The organism is Micromonospora sp. LOL_025 (assembly GCF_048060285.1).
Taxonomy (GTDB): Bacteria; Actinomycetota; Actinomycetes; order Mycobacteriales; family Micromonosporaceae; genus Micromonospora.
In genome coordinates this window covers 56,911-74,448 of sequence record NZ_JBHMIR010000011.1, presented here as the reverse complement: position 1 = coordinate 74,448, position 17,538 = coordinate 56,911, and the positions used below count along the sequence as shown (strand labels likewise).

Annotated in this window: 16 protein-coding genes; all 16 read right to left on the bottom strand. The window is 70.8% G+C overall.

From position 1 onward, the window contains the following. Positions 1-44: 44 nt before the first annotated feature. The gene (locus ACFHW0_RS16455) at positions 45-1,580 is read right to left on the bottom strand and encodes an NADH-quinone oxidoreductase subunit M (RefSeq protein ID WP_416608565.1); all 1,536 of its coding nucleotides are present in this window, start codon (positions 1,578-1,580) and stop codon (positions 45-47) included. A gap of 64 nt (positions 1,581-1,644) precedes the next feature. Next, positions 1,645-3,603, bottom strand: a complete 1,959-nt coding sequence (nuoL, locus tag ACFHW0_RS16450; RefSeq protein WP_416608563.1) for an NADH-quinone oxidoreductase subunit L — start codon at positions 3,601-3,603, stop codon at positions 1,645-1,647. 11 nt (positions 3,604-3,614) lie between these two features. Next, entirely contained in the window at positions 3,615-3,914 is a 300-nt protein-coding gene (gene nuoK, locus ACFHW0_RS16445) for an NADH-quinone oxidoreductase subunit NuoK (RefSeq protein WP_089002424.1), read from the bottom strand. Then, positions 3,911-4,681 carry an NADH-quinone oxidoreductase subunit J gene (locus ACFHW0_RS16440; protein WP_416608561.1) on the bottom strand — a complete coding sequence of 257 codons (771 nt, stop codon included), beginning with the start codon at positions 4,679-4,681 and terminating at the stop codon, positions 3,911-3,913. The genes nuoK and ACFHW0_RS16440 overlap by 4 nt, the downstream gene beginning before the upstream one ends. Continuing rightward, on the bottom strand, positions 4,678-5,319 hold the full coding sequence (gene nuoI / locus ACFHW0_RS16435) for an NADH-quinone oxidoreductase subunit NuoI (RefSeq protein WP_416608559.1): 642 nt from the start codon (positions 5,317-5,319) through the stop codon (positions 4,678-4,680). The genes ACFHW0_RS16440 and nuoI overlap by 4 nt, the downstream gene beginning before the upstream one ends. Before the next feature lies 1 nt (position 5,320). Then, positions 5,321-6,676, bottom strand: coding sequence for an NADH-quinone oxidoreductase subunit NuoH (gene nuoH / locus ACFHW0_RS16430; protein WP_416608557.1), 1,356 nt, complete (start codon positions 6,674-6,676; stop codon positions 5,321-5,323). Next, positions 6,673-9,192 carry an NADH-quinone oxidoreductase subunit G gene (locus ACFHW0_RS16425; protein WP_416608555.1) on the bottom strand — a complete coding sequence of 840 codons (2,520 nt, stop codon included), beginning with the start codon at positions 9,190-9,192 and terminating at the stop codon, positions 6,673-6,675. The genes nuoH and ACFHW0_RS16425 overlap by 4 nt, the downstream gene beginning before the upstream one ends. After that, the gene (gene nuoF / locus ACFHW0_RS16420) at positions 9,192-10,508 is read right to left on the bottom strand and encodes an NADH-quinone oxidoreductase subunit NuoF (RefSeq protein WP_121397083.1); all 1,317 of its coding nucleotides are present in this window, start codon (positions 10,506-10,508) and stop codon (positions 9,192-9,194) included. The genes ACFHW0_RS16425 and nuoF overlap by 1 nt, the downstream gene beginning before the upstream one ends. After that, a complete protein-coding gene (gene nuoE / locus ACFHW0_RS16415) occupies positions 10,505-11,677 on the bottom strand; it encodes an NADH-quinone oxidoreductase subunit NuoE (protein WP_416608553.1) in 1,173 nt (390 codons plus the stop codon). Before nuoE ends, nuoF begins: the two co-directional genes overlap by 4 nt. Before the next feature lie 52 nt (positions 11,678-11,729). After that, complete coding sequence (locus ACFHW0_RS16410) at positions 11,730-13,055, bottom strand: NADH-quinone oxidoreductase subunit D (protein WP_416608551.1); 1,326 nt, start codon at positions 13,053-13,055, stop codon at positions 11,730-11,732. 52 nt (positions 13,056-13,107) lie between these two features. Next, positions 13,108-13,845, bottom strand: a complete 738-nt coding sequence (locus ACFHW0_RS16405; protein ID WP_121397086.1) for an NADH-quinone oxidoreductase subunit C — start codon at positions 13,843-13,845, stop codon at positions 13,108-13,110. Further along, on the bottom strand, positions 13,842-14,522 hold the full coding sequence (locus tag ACFHW0_RS16400) for a NuoB/complex I 20 kDa subunit family protein (protein WP_366641207.1): 681 nt from the start codon (positions 14,520-14,522) through the stop codon (positions 13,842-13,844). The genes ACFHW0_RS16405 and ACFHW0_RS16400 overlap by 4 nt, the downstream gene beginning before the upstream one ends. Before the next feature lie 14 nt (positions 14,523-14,536). After that, positions 14,537-14,902 (bottom strand): NADH-quinone oxidoreductase subunit A, encoded by a 366-nt coding sequence (locus tag ACFHW0_RS16395; RefSeq protein WP_091099323.1) that lies wholly within the window; start codon positions 14,900-14,902, stop codon positions 14,537-14,539. 192 nt (positions 14,903-15,094) lie between these two features. Further along, positions 15,095-16,372 (bottom strand): geranylgeranyl reductase family protein, encoded by a 1,278-nt coding sequence (locus tag ACFHW0_RS16390; protein WP_416608548.1) that lies wholly within the window; start codon positions 16,370-16,372, stop codon positions 15,095-15,097. 149 nt (positions 16,373-16,521) lie between these two features. Continuing rightward, positions 16,522-16,752 carry a hypothetical protein gene (locus ACFHW0_RS16385; protein WP_416608546.1) on the bottom strand — a complete coding sequence of 77 codons (231 nt, stop codon included), beginning with the start codon at positions 16,750-16,752 and terminating at the stop codon, positions 16,522-16,524. Between the two features lie 65 nt (positions 16,753-16,817). After that, positions 16,818-17,528, bottom strand: a complete 711-nt coding sequence (locus tag ACFHW0_RS16380) for a demethylmenaquinone methyltransferase (RefSeq protein WP_366641209.1) — start codon at positions 17,526-17,528, stop codon at positions 16,818-16,820. Between the last annotated feature and the right edge of the window lie 10 nt (positions 17,529-17,538).

Sequence of the window (17,538 nt, the reverse complement as noted above, 5' to 3'; positions counted from 1 at the left end):
CCTTTCGTTCGCGACTGCGGGGCTCGCAAGCTCGCTCCCCGCGCTCACTTTGCCGCCTCCTGGACGGTGCCGCCCGAGGTCGGGGCGGGGTCGGTCCGGCCGACGTCCTGCATGGTCGCCTGCACGGCCGGGTTGATCACGTCGGTGACCGGCTTCGGGTAGAAGCCGAGCAGCACGATCAGCGCGATCAGCGGGGCGACCACGAACTTCTCGCGAAGGTTCAGGTCGCGCTTCATGCCGTCGATCTGGGTCAGCGCCGGGTTGAGCGTGCCCTGGGTGGTGCGCTGCACCATCCACAGCACGTACGCGGCGGCCAGGATGATGCCGAGCGTCGCGATCACCGCGACCGGCTTGTTCACCGTGAACGTGCCGATCAGCACCAGGAACTCGGAGACGAACGGCGCGGTGCCGGGCAGCGCCAGCGAGGCCAGACCGGCGAAGAAGAGCACCCCGGCCAGGAGCGGCACCAGCTTGCCGGCGCCGCCGAAGTCACTGATCAGCGCCGAGCCACGCCGGGCGATGAGCATGCCCACCACCAGGAAGAGCAGGCCGGTGGCGAGCCCGTGGTTGACCATGTAGAGCACCGCGCCGGTGCCGGCCTGCGTGGTGAAGGCGAAGATGCCCACCCCGATGAAGCCGAAGTGCGCGATCGAGGTGTACGACACCAGCCGCTTCAGGTCGTTCTGACCGACCGCCAGCAGCGCGGCGTAGATGATGCCGATCACGCCCAGCGCCAGCGCCCACGGGGCGAACCACTTGGCCGCGTCCGGGAAGAGCGGCAGGCAGTAGCGCAGGATGCCGAAGGTGCCGACCTTGTCGAGCACACCGACGAGCAGCGCCGCCGCGCCCGCCGGGGCCGCGCCACCGGCGTCCGGCAGCCAGGTGTGGAACGGGAAGAACGGCGCCTTGATCGCGAAGGCGAGGAAGAAGCCGAGGAACAGCCAGCGCTCCGTGCCGGTGGAGATGTCCACCTGGGACAGCGCCTGCCAGTCGAAGGTCTTCCCGCCGACGACCCAGAGGCCGATCACCGCGGCGAGCATGAACAGACCGCCGACCAGCGAGTAGAGGAAGAACTTCACGGCCGCGTACTGCCGCTGGTGACCGCCGTAGCTGCCGATGAGGAAGTACATCGGCACCAGCATGACCTCGAAGAACACGTAGAACAGGAAGACGTCGGCGGCGGCGAAGACGCCGATCATCGTGCACTCGAGGACGAGCAGCAGGGCGAAGTAGACCGGCACCGACCGCTTGGACGACTCGGCGTCGTGCCAGGACGCCAGGATCACCAGCGGCACGAGCACCGCGATCAGCATCAGCATCACCAGCGCGATGCCGTCGGCGGCGAAGGTGAAGTTGACGCCCCAGTTCGGGATCCACGCGTAGGACTCGCGGAACTGGAAGCGGTCACCGCCGACCTTGAAGGTCACCCACATGACCACCGACAGCGCCAGCACCAGCAGCGACCAGCCGAGCGCCACCTGCTTGGCCAGCTCCGGCCGGCTGCGCGGCAGGAAGGCCACCACCAGGGCGCCGACCAGCGGTGCCACGGTGAGCACCGAGAGGAACGGGAAGTCGGACATTATGCGGCCTTACCTCCGTCGTCACTGCGCGGTCCGCCGGTGACGGCCGCCTGGAAGAGGTCGATCACGCCAGCCACCCCGCCTCGACGGCCAGGAACGCCGCCAGGACCAGCAGCGCGCCGGTCAGGATCGAGGTGGCGTACGACCGGACGAAGCCCGTCTGGAGCCGCCGGAGCCGGCCCGAGCCGCCACCGATCCCCGCCGCGAGGCCGTTGACCAGCCCGTCGACGCCCCGGTTGTCCAGGTAGACCAGTGCCCGGGTGAGGAAGATGCCCGGCTTCTCGAAGACCGCCTCGTTGACCGCGTCCGTGTAGAGGTTCTTCCGGGCGGCGGTGACCAGCACCCCGGCCGGCTGCGGCGCGGTGGCCGTGCCGTTGCGGAACAGGAACCAGGCCAGACCCGCGCCGAGGACGGTGACCAGCAGCGAGAGCACGGTGATCACCGTGTGCGAGAGCACGGCGTGGTGCCCCTCCTCCTGGGCGCCCAGCCCGGCGGTCGCCTCCAGCCAGTCCGGCACCGAGGTGGCGAGCAGGAAACCGGCCCCGACCGAACCCGCGCCGAGCAGGACCAGCGGGATGGTCATCAGCTTCGGCGACTCGTGCGGGTGCTCGATGTCCTCCGTCCAGCGCTTCGGCCCGTGGAAGGTGAGCACGAAGAGCCGGGTCATGTAGAACGCGGTGAGCCCTGCGCCGAGCAGCGCGGCCATGCCGAAGAGCCAGGCCGTCCAGTCGTCCCGCTCGAACGCGGCCACGATGATCGGCTCCTTGGAGAAGAAGCCGGAGAACGGGAACATGCCGATGATGGCGAGCCAGCCCATCATGAAGGTGATCCAGGTGATCTTCATGTGCTTCGACAGCCCGCCGAAGCGGCGGATGTCGACCTGGTCCTTCATGCCGTGCATGACCGAGCCGGCGCCGAGGAACATGTTGGCCTTGAAGAAGCCGTGCGCCAGCAGGTGGACGATCGCCAGCGCGTACGCCGCGCCGCCGAGGCCGACGCCGAGGAACATGTAGCCGATCTGGCTCACCGTCGACCAGGCCAGCACCCGCTTGATGTCGTCCTTGGCCGCGCCGATGATGCAGCCGATCAGCAGCGTCAGCGCGCCGACGCTCACCACCACCAACTGGAGGGTGGAGTTGGCCGAGAAGATCGGGTTCGAGCGGGCGATCAGGTAGACGCCGGCGGTGACCATGGTGGCGGCGTGGATGAGCGCCGACACGGGGGTCGGGCCCTCCATCGCGTCCGGCAGCCACGCCTGGAGCGGGAACTGGCCGGACTTGCCGGTCGCGCCGAGCAGCAGCAGCAGGCCGAGCACCAGCACCGTGGTCGCGGTCAGCGAACCGACCCCGTTGAAGACCTCGTCGTACTGGGTGGTGCCGAGGGTGGCGAACATGATGAAGATGCCGATCGCCAGGCCGGCGTCGCCGACCCGGTTCATCAGGAACGCCTTCTTGCCGGCGGTGGCGGCGCTGGGCCGCTCGTACCAGAAGGAGATCAGCAGGTACGACGCCAGACCGACGCCCTCCCAGCCGAAGTAGAGCATCACGTAGTTGTTGCCGAGCACCAGCAGCAGCATGGCGGCGACGAACAGGTTGAAGTAGGCGAAGAACCGCCGACGTCCCGCGTCGTGCGACATGTACTCGACCGCGTAGAGGTGGATCAGGAAGCCCACCCCGGTGATCAGCAGCACGAAGACGGCGGCCAGCGGGTCGAAGAGCAGACCGAAGTCCACCCGCAGGTCACCGACCGTGATGAAGTCCCACAGGCTCAGTTCGACCGACTTGTTCTCCAGGCCACGCAGCTGGAGGAAGTAGGTCAGGCCCAGCACGAACGCGGCGCCGATGGCGGCCACCCCGAGCCAGTGCCCCCAGCGGTCCGCCCGCCGGCCGAGCAGCAGCAGGACCGCTGCGCTGACCAGCGGAATCGCCACCAGCAGCCAGACGCTGCCCAGCAGCCCGTCCGCCGTCGCGTAGGCGACGGTGCCCACCGGCTCAGCCGGGGCGTTCGTCAGAATCGTTCCCACCGCAGGACCCCTCAGTACTTCAGCAGGTTGGCGTCGTCGACGCTCGCGGAGCGCCGGGTCCGGAAGATCGCCATGATGATCGCGAGCCCGACCACGACCTCGGCCGCCGCCACCACCATCACGAAGAACGCCATGATCTGGCCGTTGAGGTCACCGTTGATCCGGCTGAAGGTGACCAGGGTCAGGTTGGCCGCGTTGAGCATCAACTCGACGCACATGAACAGCACGATCGCGTTACGCCGGATGAGCACACCGACGGCGCCGATGGTGAAGAGCACCGCGGCCAGCACCAGGTAGTAGTCGGGGGTCACTTGTCCGTCCCCTTCAGCGTGGTCTCCCGGTCGGTGAGCTCGCGCACCGGCAGGATGTCCGGGGTGCTCCGCTCGCTCAGCCGGCCGTCGGGCAGGCGGGCCGGGGTGGCCACGGAGGAGGAGGTCGCGAAGACACCCGGGCCGGGCTTCGGGCCCGGGTAGTTGCCCGGGGCGAAGCGCGCCCGCATCGTCGTCGGCTGGTCCATCTTGTCCTCCTTGCGCCGCTCGACGTGGGCCAGCACCATCGCGCCGATGGCGGCCGTGATGAGCAGCGCCGAGGTGAGCTCGAAGGCGAAGACGTACTTGGTGAAGAGCAGCCGGGCGATGCCCTGCACGTTGCCCTCGGCGTTGGCCTGCTCCAGGCCGACCGCCGTGGTGCCCTCCAGCGCGCGCCACAGCCCGCCGCCGACCAGGCCGGCGAAGCCGAGCCCGAGCACGACCGCCGCGACCCGCTGGCCCCGCAGCGTCTCGATCAGCGAGTCCGAGGAGTCGCGGCCGACCAGCATCAGCACGAAGAGGAACAACATCATGATCGCGCCGGTGTAGACGATGATCTGCACCATGCCGATGAACGGCCCGGCCTGGAGCACGTAGAACACGCCCAGGCAGAGCATCGTCAGCACCAGCCAGAGGGCCGAGTGCACGGCGTTGCGCGCCGCGACCATCCCGATCGCGCCGATCAGCGCCAGCGGGGCCAGGATGTAGAACGTCACCTGCTCCCCACCGGAGACCCCGCCCGCCGCGGCGAGCACCGTCTGCGTGGTCATGCTCCGTCCCCCTTGGCGGCCGCTGCCCGCTGGGCGTGCTGCTCGGCGCCGGGGAAGGTCACACCGGGGTGCTCCTCCACCTGGTACCGGCCCGGGTTGTCGGCCGAGTGCTCCGCGCCGGCAGAGGTGCCCGGGTTGGTCAGCGCGCCGACGTAGTAGTCCTTCTCGCTGTCGCCGAGCCGCATCGGGTGCGGCGGCTGCTCCATGCCCGGCAGCAGCGGCGCGAGCAGCTGCTCCTTCGTGAAGATCAGATCCTGCCGGCTGTCCCGGGCCAGCTCGTACTCGTTGCTCATGGTGAGCGAGCGGGTCGGGCAGGCCTCGATGCAGAGCCCGCAGAAGATACAGCGGGCGTAGTTGATCTGGTAGATGCTGGCGTACCGCTCACCCGGCGAGAAGCGCTGCTCGTCGGTGTTGTCGCCGCCCTCGACGTAGATCGCGTCCGCCGGGCAGGCCCAGGCGCACAGCTCGCAGCCGATGCACTTCTCCAGCCCGTCCGGGTGCCGGTTGAGGATGTGCCGCCCGTGGTAGCGCGGCGCCGACACCGGCGGCTTGAACGGGTAGTCGGTGGTGACGACCTTCTTGAACATGTGCGAGAAGGTGACACCGAATCCCTTGAACGTTCCGGTGATCGCGCCCACGTCACACCTCCCTGGAGTCCGGGCCGGCGGCGATGTTGGCCGGCTCCCGCTCGGCGACCACGCGCCTCGTGCGCGGGCTCGGTGGTACCTGCAGGTCCATCGGGGGCAGCGGGAAGCTGCCGTACGGCCGGTCGTTGACCTGCTCCTGGACCGTCGGCTTCGGCTGCGGCTTGCGGCTCGGCCAGAGCAGCGTGGCGAGCAGCAGGATGCCGGCGGGGATGCCGACGGCGATCAGCTTGCTGCGCGAGTCCCAGTCCTCGATCGAACGCAGGCCGGCCAGGACCAGGATCCAGACCAGGTTGATCGGGAGCAGGACCTTCCAGCCGAGGCGCATGAACTGGTCGTAGCGCAGCCGGGGCAGCGTGCCCCGCAGCCAGACGAAGACGAAGACGAGCATGACGACCTTGGCGAAGAACCACAGCATCGGCCACCAGCCGGAGTTGGCGCCGGCCCAGATGGTGGTGATCGGTGCCGGGGCCCGCCATCCACCGAGGAAGAGCGTCGTGGTGACCGCGGACATGGTGACCATCGCGACGTACTCGCTGAGCATGTAGAGCGCGAACTTCAGCGAGCTGTACTCGGTCATGTAGCCCGCGACCAGCTCGGACTCCGCCTCGGGTAGGTCGAACGGCGCCCGGTTGGTCTCGCCGACGGTGGAGATGAAGAAGATGACGAAGCTCGGCAGCAGCAGGATCGCGTACCAGCCCGGGGCCGGGATCTCGAGGCCGGCGATGTTCAGCCGGGTGCCGTCCCCCTGGGCGGCGACGATCCCACTGGTCGACATCGTGCCGGCGGTCATGAAGACCGCCACGATGCTCAGGCCCATGGTGACCTCGTACGAGATCATCTGGGCGCTCGAGCGCAGGCCGCCGAGCAGCGGGTAGGTCGAGCCGGAGGCCCATCCGCCCAGCACGCTGCCGTAGACGCCCAGCGACGAGCAGGCCAGCAGCACCAGCACCGCCACCGGCACGTCGGTGACCTGCAACGGCGTCCAGTGGCCGAAGATGCTCACCATCGGGCCGAACGGCACCACCGCCAGCGCGGTGACCGCGCAGATCACCGAGATGGTCGGGGCGAAGAAGAAGACGACCTTGTCGGCCGCCCTCGGCAGGATGTCCTCCTTGAAGGCCATCTTGAGACCGTCGGCGAGGGTCTGCAGCAGGCCGAACGGGCCGGCCTGGTTGGGGCCGGGCCGCACCGCCATGCGGCCCACGACCCGCCGCTCGAACCAGACGCCGAGCAGCGTGGCGAGCAGGCCGAAGACGAAGGCAAAGACGACCTTGATGAGGACCAGCCACCACGGGTCCCGGCCGAAGTCGGCCAGCGTCGGGTCCTGGGCCAGGTAGACCGCGTTCACTGGTGTACACCCCCTGCGTTGAGGAGCGGGCCCGGGCGGTCGGCCGCGTCGGCGGCGACCGCGGCGGCGGAGATCCGCACGACCGCTCCGGACGTCGCGCCGAGGCTGCGTCGCACGGTCGCGCCGGGCGAGTTGGTCGGCAGCCAGACGACGCCGTCCGGCATCTCCGTGATCGCCGCCGGCAGGGTCAGCGCCCCCCGGTCGGTGCCCACCGTCACCGGGTCGCCGTCGGCGACGCCGAGCGCCTCCGCGGTGCCCTTGCCCAGGCGGACCACCGGCGGGCGGGCGGTGCCGGCGAGGTGCTCGTCGCCGTCCGTGAGGCTGCCCAGGTCGATCAGCTGGTGCCAGGTGGCGAGCACCGCCTCACCGGCGCCCGGCTCGCGCACCGCGGCCGGCTCCACCGACGGGGCGGCGGGACGGTCGGTCCGGGTCCGCGGCAGCGCGCCCAGCTCGCGGCGGACGCTGAGCACGTCGCCGGTGCCGAGCTGCACGTCGAGCTGCGCGGCGAGCGCGTCCAGCACGCGGCCGTCGGTCATCGCGGCGGTGTGCAGCACCGCCTCGAAGGGGCGCAGCCGGCCCTCCCAGTCCAGGAAGCTGCCGGCCTTCTCGGCCACCGGAGCCACGGGGAAGACCACGTCGGCCCGGCGGGCCACCGCGCTCATCCGCAGCTCCAGGCTGACCAGGAACGGCACCTCGTCCAGGGCCGTCTCGGCCAGCCGCGGGTCGGCCAGGTCGGCCGGGTCGACCCCGGCCACCACCAGCGCGCCGAGCTGACCGCCGGCGGCGGCGGCGAGGATCGCGTCGGTGTCCCGGCCGGCCTGGCTCGGGATGACCCCGGCGGGGATGTCCCACGCCTCGCCCAGCTCCGCCCGGGCGGCCGGCTCGTTGACCAGGCGGCCACCGGGCAGCAGGTTGGGCAGGCAGCCCGCGTCGACCGCGCCGCGGTCACCCGCGCGCCGCGGCACCCAGACCAGCTTCGCGCCGGTACGCCGGGCCACGTCGGCCGCCGCGGAGAGGCCGCCCGGCACGCTGGCCAGCCGCTCGCCGACGATCAGGATCGCGCCCTCGGCGCTGAGCGCCTCGGCGACCGTCGCGTGCTCGGCGAGCACGGTCGCCTCCTCGCCCGGCACCACCCGGGCCAGCTTGGCGCCGAGCTTCTCCAGGCCACGGGTGGCGAACGGCGCGATCGCGTACACCGTGAGCTTCTTCTTCAGGTACGCCTTGCGCAGCCGCAGGAAGAGGATCGGGCACTCCTCCTCCGGCTCCAGCCCGACCAGCACCACGGCCGGCGCCTTCTCCACGTCGGCGTACGTGACGTCGGTGACCCCGGCGACCGAGCTGGCCAGGAAGTCCGTCTCCTCGCGGGAGACCGGCCGGGCCCGGAAGTCGACGTCGTTGGTGTTCAGCGCGACCCGGGCGAACTTCGCGTACGCGTAGGCGTCCTCGACGGTCAGCCGGCCGCCGGTGAGGACCGCCGTGCCCCGTCCGCCGTCCCGCGCCGCGCGCAGCCCCTCGGCGGCGACGGCCAGCGCCTCGCTCCACGCCGCCTCACGCAGCTCGCCGGTCTGCGGGTCGCGGACCAGCGGGGTGGTGAGCCGGTCGAAGGCGCGGGTGTACTGGAAGCCCCACCGCCCCTTGTCGCAGTTCCACTCCTCGTTCACCGCCGGGTCGTCGCCGGCCAGCCGGCGCAGCACCTTGCCCCGCCGCCAGTCGGTGCGCTGGGCGCACCCGGCCGAGCAGTGCTCGCAGACGCTCGGGGAGGAGACCAGGTCGAACGGCCGGGCCCGGAACCGGTACTGGGTGCCGGTCAGCGCGCCGACCGGGCAGATCTGCACCGTGTTCCCGGAGAAGTACGAGTTGAAGGGCACGTCGCCGGAGTCGGCCGCGGTGTCGGCGTGGCCGGGGCAACCCGCGTCCGGGCCGGCGCCGTAGTCCTCGTCCCGGTAGATGTTGATCTCCTCGGCGGACGACCGGCCCATCAGGTCGATGAACTTGTCGCCGGCGATCTCCTCGGAGAACCGGGTGCAGCGCTGGCAGAGCACGCAGCGCTCGCGGTCGAGCAGCACCTGCGTGCTGATCGGCAACGGCTTCGGGTACTCCCGCTTGTGCTCGTGGAACCGCGAGTCGGCGCGCCCGGTGGACATCGCCTGGTTCTGCAGCGGGCACTCGCCGCCCTTGTCGCACATCGGGCAGTCGAGCGGGTGGTTGAGCAGCAGCAGCTCCATGACCCCCTCCTGCGCCTTCTTGGCGACCGGGGAGGTGAGCTGGGTGCGCACCACCATGCCGTCGGCGACGGTCTGGGTGCAGGAGGCGACCGGCTTGCGCTGCCCCTCCACCTCGACCAGGCACTGCCGGCACGCGCCGGCCGGGGCCAGCAGCGGGTGGTCGCAGAACCGGGGGATCTCGGTGCCCAACTGCTCGGCGACCCGGATCAGGAGCGCCCCCTTCGGGGCGGTGACCTCGACGCCGTCGATGGTGAGCGTGACGGTTTCCGGGGCCTTGACGACGTCAGTCATTAGTGGGCTCCCACCAACTGCTTGTCGGACAGCTTCGGCGCCGTGCGCCCCTCGATGTAGTCGAGGTAGTCCTGCTTGAAGTACTTCAGCGACGAGGTCACCGAGCTGGTCGCACCGTCACCCAGACCGCAGAACGAGCGGCCGAGGATGTTGTCGCAGGTGTCCAGCAGGGTGTCCAGGTCCTCGTGGGTGCCCTGACCGGCGAGGATCCGCCGGTAGACCCGGACCATCCAGTAGTTGCCCTCGCGGCACGGCGTGCACTTGCCGCACGACTCGTGGTGGTAGAACTCCAGCCACCGGTAGGTCGCGTAGACCGGGCAGTCCTGGTCGGAGAAGATCTGGGTGGCCGTGGTGCCGAGGATCGAGCCGGCCGCCGCCACCCCCTCGAAGTCCAGCGGCACGTCCAGGTGCTCGGCGGTGAGCAGCGGCGTCGACGAGCCACCCGGCGTCCAGAACCGCAGGTTGTGGCCGGGCTGCATGCCACCGGCCAGCTCGATCAGTTCCCGCAGGGTGACGCCCATCGTGCACTCGAACTGCCCCGGGTTGGCGATCCGGCCGGAGAGCGAGTAGATCATCGGGCCGGACGACTTCTCCGTGCCCATGGTCTTCCACCAGTCGGCGCCGCCCAGCACGATGTACGGCACGCTGGCGATGGTGCCGACGTTGTTGACCACCGTCGGGCTCGCGTACAGGCCGTGGGTGGCCGGGAACGGCGGGCGCAGCCGGGGCTGGCCCCGGAACCCCTCCAGGGAGTCCAGCAGCGCGGTCTCCTCGCCGCAGATGTACGCCCCGGCGCCCGAGTGCACCACCAACTCCAGGTCGAACCCGGAGCCGAGGATGTTCCGGCCGAGGTAGCCCTTGGCGGTCGCCTCCCGCACGGCGTTGCGCAGCCGGCGCGCGGCGTGCACCGCCTCACCCCGGATGTAGATGTAGGCGCGGTTGGCCCGGATGGCGTACGACGCGATGATCACGCCCTCGACGAGGGCGTGCGGGTCGTGCGTCATCAGCGGGAGGTCCTTGCAGGTGCCCGGCTCCCCCTCGTCGGCGTTGACCACGAGGTAGTGCGGCTTGCCGTCGCCCTGCGGGATGAACCCCCACTTGAGGCCGGTCGGGAAGCCGGCACCGCCGCGACCGCGCAGGCCGGAGTCCTTGATCAACTGGATCAGGTCGTCCGGGTGCGCCTTGAGCGCCTTGCGCAGGGCCGCGTAGCCGTCGAGCTTCTCGTAGGTGCCGATCCGCCAGGCGTCCGGCGACAGCCAGCGCTTGGTGAGTACCGGCGTCAGCTTGGCCAGGGTCTCCGGCCGGGGAGTGGTCACTTCTGGACCCCCGTCTCGCTCGCGACGGCGGAACCGGCGCCACCGGTGCCCGTTCCCGCCTCGGCTTCCTTGAGGTTGCGCTCCTGCGACCCGGCCTCGTCGCCGGCGGGCTTGCCGTCACCGGCAGGCGCGTTGGCCGCCACGCCGGCGGCCTCCGCCTCCTGCGCGTCGCGGGGAGCCGGCGCCGTGGTGTCCACCGGAACCTTGGTGCCGGGCGCGTCCGGCACGGCGGTCGCCGCGTCGGGCTGCCGGGTCTCGGCGGCCCGCACCTCGGGCGACTTGTCGTCCGGCGCCTTCACGTCCCGGGTGGTGCTGCCGGCCGCCTGTGCCGGGGTCGCCGGTGCGCCGGCGCCCGCGTTGCCGGTGGTAGCCGTGGCGGGCCCGGCGCCGTTGCCGCTCGCGGCGGGGGCGGTCCTGGCCGGCTCGGTAGCCGGCTTCGCGGCCTCGCTCCTGGCCTTCGCCTCGGCGGCGGCCTTGTCGGCCTCGGCCTTGCTCCGGATCGGGGTGTTCGGGTCGAAGCCCGGCACCGAGATGCCGTGCTCCTGCGCCAGCCGCAGCCCCCGCAGGGTGGGCTCCCCCGGCCCGCCGTCGGCGACCGCGCCGTCCCGCTCGTCGGCGAAGCCGGCGAGCTGCACCGCCATCTCCTTGAGGGTGCAGAGCCGGGCGCCCCGGGTCGGCATCGGCCGGCCACCGGCGCGCAGCTCGTCGACGACGCCACGCGCGGACTGCGGGTCCACCCCGTCGAAGAAGTCGTAGTTGACGGTCATCACCGGGCCGTAGTCGCACGCCGCCAGGCACTCGGCGTGCTCCAGGGTGATCTTCCCGTCGGCGGTGGTCTCGTCGTGCCCGACGCCGAGGTGCTCGGCGAGGGTGTCGTAGACCTCCTGGCCGCCGAGCACGTTGCACATCGTGTTGGTGCAGACGCTCACCAGGTAGTCGCCGGTCGGCCGGCGCTTGTACATGGTGTAGAAGGTGGCGACCGCACCCACCTGGGCCTTGTTCAGGCCCAGCACCTCGGCGCAGAACGCCACGCCGGCCGGGGAGACGTAGCCCTCCTCGGCCTGCACGAGGTGCAGCAGCGGCAGCAGCGCCGACCGGGACCGGTCGGCCGGGTAGCGGGCGATGATCTCCCGTGCCCGTTCGCGGGTCTCGTCAGTGAAAACGCTCATCAGCGTCGCCTTCCGTTCGCGACTGCGAGGCTCGCAAGCTCACTCCTCGCGCTCACCTGTCACACCCACCCATCACGGGGTCCAGCGATGCCCCACCGGCGATCACGTCGGCGATCAGGCCACCCTCGGCCATCGCCGGGAGGGCCTGGAGGTTGACGAAGCTCGGCTCCCGGTAGTGCACCCGGTAGGGCCGGGTGCCACCGTCGGAGACGGCGTGCACGCCCAGCTCGCCGCGGGGCGACTCGATGCCGACGTAGACCTGGCCCGGCGGCACCCGGAAGCCCTCGGTGACGAGCTTGAAGTGGTGGATCAGCGACTCCATCGACTGACCCATGATCTTCGCCACGTGCTCCAGCGAGTTGCCCATGCCGTCGACGCCGATGGCGAGCTGCGCCGGCCAGGCGATCTTCTTGTCGGCCACCATCACCGGGCCCGGCCTGAGCCGGTCCAACGCCTGCTCGACGAGCTTGAGCGACTCCCGGATCTCGGCGAGCCGGACCAGGTAGCGGCCCCACACGTCGCCGTCGGTGTGCGTCGGCACGTCGAACTCGTACGTCTCGTAGCCGCAGTACGGCATGGTCTTGCGCAGGTCCCAGGCGAGGCCGGCGGAGCGCAGCACCGGGCCGGTCACGCCGAGCGCGAGGCAGCCGGTCACGTCGAGCACCGCGACGTTCTTCGTCCGCTCGAGCCAGATGGGCTGCCCGGAGAGGAGGTTCTCGTACTCCTTGAGCCGCTTCGGCATCAGCTTCAGGAACTCGCGGATCTTGACGATCGCCTCGTCCGGCACGTCCTGCGCCACGCCGCCCGGCCGGACGTACGCGTGGTTCATCCGCAGGCCGGTGATGATCTCGAAGATCTCCAGGATGTACTCACGCTCGCGGAAGCCGTAGAGCATCATGTTGATGGCGCCCAGCTCCATGGCCGTGGTGGCCACCCAGACCAGGTGCGAGGAGATCCGGTTCAGCTCCATCATCAGGACCCGGATGGTGTTCGCCCGCTCGGTGATCTGCTCGGAGATCCCGAGCAGCTTCTCCACCGCCAGCGCGTACCCGGTCTCGTTGAAGATCGGGGCGAGGTAGTCCATCCGGGTCACGAAGGTGCTGCCCTGGACCCAGTTGCGGTATTCGAGGTTCTTCTCGATGCCGGTGTGCAGGTAGCCGACGACCGAGCGGGCCTCGCGGACCGTCTCGCCCTCCAGCTCCAGGATCAGCCGGAGCACCCCGTGCGTCGACGGGTGCTGCGGACCCATGTTGACGACGATCCGCTCGTCGTTGATCGGGTCGGTCCCCGAGACGACGCTGTCCCAGTCGCCACCGGTGACGGTGAAGACCTTCCCCTCGGTGGTGTCGCGCTCGGTGGCGTAGTTCGACGTGGTCACAGTGCCGGCCCTCCGTTCACGACTGCGGGGCTCGCAAGCTCACTCCTCGCGCTCACTGGTAGGACCTCCTCCGGTCCGGCGGCGGGATCTCAGCGCCCTTGTACTCGACGGGTACGCCGCCGAGCGGGTAGTCCTTGCGCTGCGGGTGCCCCTCCCAGTCGTCCGGCATGAGGATCCGGGTCAGGTTGGGGTGACCGTCGAAGACGATGCCGAACATGTCGTACGCCTCGCGCTCCTGCCAGTCCGCCGTCGGGTAGACCGACGTGACGCTCGGCAGGTGCGGGTCCTCGGCGGAGACCGCGGCCTCCAGCCGCACCGTGCGGCGGTAGGTCATCGAGGTGAGCTGGTAGACGACGTGCAGGCGGCGGGCGTCGGCGCCGAGGTAGTCCACCCCCGAGACCGAGGAGCACAGCTCGAAGCGGAGCGCCATGTCGTCGCGCATCACCTGGCAGACCTCGGCGATCCGCTCGGGGCGGATGTGCAGGGTCAGCTCGCCCCGGTCGACCACGACCTTCTCGACGGCGTCGGCGAAGGCCGGGTACGCCTCCTCCAGCGCGTCGCGGACCTCGTCGAAGTAGCCCCCGTACGGCCGGGGCGCGTCCTCGATGGTCCGGCGCTGGCGGACGAGGCCACCGAAGCCGGACACGTCCCCGGATCCCTGGTTGCCGAACATGCCCCGGCCGGCCGGGCTGGCCGGGGGGTACTCGGCGGGTGCGGTGCTGCTGGCACCGGCCGGCGTGACCGGCACCGGCACGCCGCCGTCGTCTTTCCTGTCCTGAGGCGCGGTCACTTCTGGACACCCCCGTGCTGGTGCAGGTGGTTCTGGGCCTTCATCCAGTTCTCGATCCGCAGCTGCTCCTCGCGACCCTCACGGACCGCCTTGGTCCACTCGGCCCGCCGGGCCTTGTCGCTGCGGTACGACGACGGCATCGAGCCGTAGGGGACGACCGGGACGTCGCCGCGCGCCTTGCGCGCCTCGAGCATCTTGCGGCCGTTCGGGCCGAGCGGCTCGTGCCCGATCTTCTCGCGCAGCTTGAGGACCGCGTCGATGAGCATCTCGGGCCGGGGCGGGCAGCCGGGCAGGTACATGTCGACCGGCACGATGTGGTCGACGCCCTGCACGATGGCGTAGTTGTTGAACATGCCGCCGCTGCTGGCGCAGACGCCCATCGAGATGACCCAGCGGGGTTCCGCCATCTGGTCGTAGATCTGGCGCAGCACCGGGGCCATCTTCTGGCTCACCCGGCCGGCCACGATCATCAGGTCGGCCTGCCGGGGCGAGGCCCGGAAGACCTCCATGCCCCAGCGGCCCATGTCGTAGTGCGGACCACCGGCGGCCATCATCTCGATCGCGCAGCAGGCCAGACCGAAGGTGGCCCCCCAGACCGACGTCTTCCGCGACCAGTTGACCAGCTTCTCCACCGAGGTGAGCAGGACACCGGCGGGAAGCTTCTCCTCGATACCCATCTGAGGTTCCTCCCTCAGTCCCAGTCCAGGCCGCCGCGCCGCCAGACGTAGGCGTAGGCGACGAAGACCGCGACGATGAACAGGACCATCTCCACGAAGCCGAAGATCGGCAGGGCGTCGAACGAGACCGCCCAGGGGTAGAGGAAGATGATCTCGATGTCGAAGACGATGAAGAGCATCGCCGTCAGGTAGAACTTGATCGGGAACCGGCCGCCGCCGACCGGCTGCGGGCTGGGCTCGATGCCGCACTCGTACGCCTCGAGCTTGGCCTTGTTGTAGCGCCGGGGACCGGCGAAGCGGGCAGCGCCCACGGAGAACAGCGCGAACCCCGCGGCGAGGGCGAACAGCCCGATGATCGGTGCGTAAGGCGAGAGCGACATCGTTTTCTCCTGCTCGTCCTTCCCTGCCCTGGTCCTTGTCAAAAATCACACTATTCACGTCCCTCGCGACGGTCGTCGGCGGGGGTCGATCTCCCTTGTCCGCACCTGCGGTCATCGCAGACCGTGGACGGGACCGTCACACGGGGCTGCCCTCGTTGCCGGCCGCAGGGGCTCGCAGGCTCACTCCTCGCGCTACACGGCCGGCGCCACTCTCGTCATCGTGTTGATGACGCGGTCCATCGCGTCCCCGTCCCGGGGGTCGGTCAGGTTGGCCAGCAGCTTGAGCACGAAGCGCATCAGCATCGGGTGCGGCATGCCGTGCTTCGTGGCCATCCGCATGATCTCGGGACGGCCGATGAGCTTCACGAAGATGCCGCCGAGCCGGTAGTAGCCGCCGAAGCGGGCCTTCAGCTCCGTCGAGTACGCCGTCAGCGCACGCTCCCGGTCCGCGCCGGCCGGACGCGCGAGCGCCTGCACGGCGACCTCCGCGGCCAGCTCGCCGGACTCCATCGCGTACGCGATGCCCTCGCCGTTGAACGGGTTGACCATGCCGCCGGAGTCGCCGACCAGCATCACGCCGCGGGTGTAGTGCGGCACCCGGTTGAAGCCCATGGGGAGGGCGGCGCCGAGGATCGGGCCCTCCGCGTTCGCCTCGTCGGTCATGCCCCAGTCGGCGGGCGTGTTGGCCAGCCAGTCGGTGAGCAGCCGGCGGTAGTTGGTCTTGCCGAACGCGGACGAGGAGTTGAGCACGCCGAGGCCGACGTTGACCCGGCCGTCGCCCAGCCCGAAGATCCAGCCGTACCCGGGCAGCAGGTTGTCGCCGCTGTCCTTGCTGCGTAGCTCGAGCCAGGACTCCAGGTAGTTGTCGTCGTGCTTGGCGGGCGAGCGGTAGTAGCGCCGGACGGCGACGCCGATCGGCCGGTCCTCGCGCTTGGCCAGCCCGAGGGCGAGCGGGAAACGGCCGGAGACCCCGTCGGCCGCGACGACCAGCGGCGCGTGGAAGGCGGCGGGCTCCTTGCCCGGGCCGACCTCCGCCTCGACGCCGGTGACCCGGCCGTCCGGACCCAGCACCGGGCCGGTGACGTTCACGCCGGTGCGCAGCTCCGCCCCGGCGTCGACGGCGCGCCGGGCGAGCAGGTCGTCGAAGTCGAGCCGGGTGCGCACCAGGCCGTAGTTGGGGAAGCTCGCCAGGTCGGGCCAGTCCAGCTCCAGCCGGACGCCGCCACCGATGACCCGCAGGCCCCGGTTGTGCAGCCAGCCCGCCTCGGGCGAGGTGTCCACGCCCATCCGGATCAGCTGCCGCACCGCGCGCGGGGTCAGCCCGTCGCCGCAGACCTTCTCCCGGGGGAACTCGGTCTTCTCCAGCAGCAGCACCCGTACGCCGTGCCGAGCCAGGTGGTACGCGGTAGCCGACCCACCGGGACCGGCGCCCACGACGATCACGTCGGCGTCATGTTCCACCGCGGCCATCCCGCGCCTCCTCCCGCATGCTCGTGAAATGCTTCACAAGCCAGACGGTGGGAGTCTATGACCGACGTCATGACCACGCCGGATCAGGGGTACCTAACTTGCCGGAGCGACGTCGGCCGAGGTCGGAAGCGGGGTGCCGGGGCGGGGCCTCAGTGCCGCGCGGAGGTGGCCGGGTCGAGGCCGGCGTCGTGCCGGATCGTCTCCGGCAGGTGCTCGCGCAGCGCGCCGCCGGCGGCGCGGTCCAGGGCGGCCAGCACCTCGGCCACGACCTGACGGACGTCGGCGGGATCCGCGCCGGCCAGCTCCTTGAGCTGGGCGATGAGCTCGGTCGCGTCGTCGTCGGTGGCCTCCGCGCCGACCGCCTGGTGTCGTCCCGTCATGGGGGCGAGCTTACGGAACAAAGTGGAGCAAAAACGGATACTTACGAAAAAGACGCCGGATCGGCCTAGGCGCGGACCGCGCGGTGCAGCGCCGCGATCCCGCCGGTCAGGTTGCGCCAGGCCACCCGGCCCCAGCCCGCCGCGCCGATCCGCGCGGCCAGGGCCGGCTGGTCGGGCCACGCCCGGATCGACTCCGCCAGGTACACGTACGCGTCGGGGTTGCTGGAGACGGCGCGGGCCACGCTCGGCAGCGAACGCATCAGGTACGACAGGTAGACGGTGCGGAACGCCGGGTTCACCGGGGTGCTGAACTCGCACACCACCAGCCGGCCGCCCGGCCGGGTGACCCGGGCCAGCTCCCGCAGGGCCGCGTCGGTGTCGTTCACGTTGCGCAGCGCGAAGGAGATGGTCACCGCGTCGAAGCTGGCGTCGGCGAAGGGCAGCTTCAACGCGTCCCCGGCCAGCAGCGGCACCTGGGGACGGGTGCGCTTGCCGACGCGCAGCATGCCGAGGGACAGGTCGGCGCCCACCGCGTACGCGCCCGACTGGGCCAGCTCCTCGGTGGAGACGCCGGTGCCGGCACCCACGTCGAGCACCCGCTCACCCGGCCGCAGGTCGAGCGCGGTCCGGGTGGCCCGGCGCCAGAACCGGTCCTGCCCGAAGGAGAGGACGGTGTTGGTCAGGTCGTAGCGAGCCGCCACGCCGTCGAACATCGCGGCGACCTCGTGCGGCTGCTTGTCCAGGTTGGCGCGCTGGCCCTGCGGGGTACGGCTCACCCCTCCACTC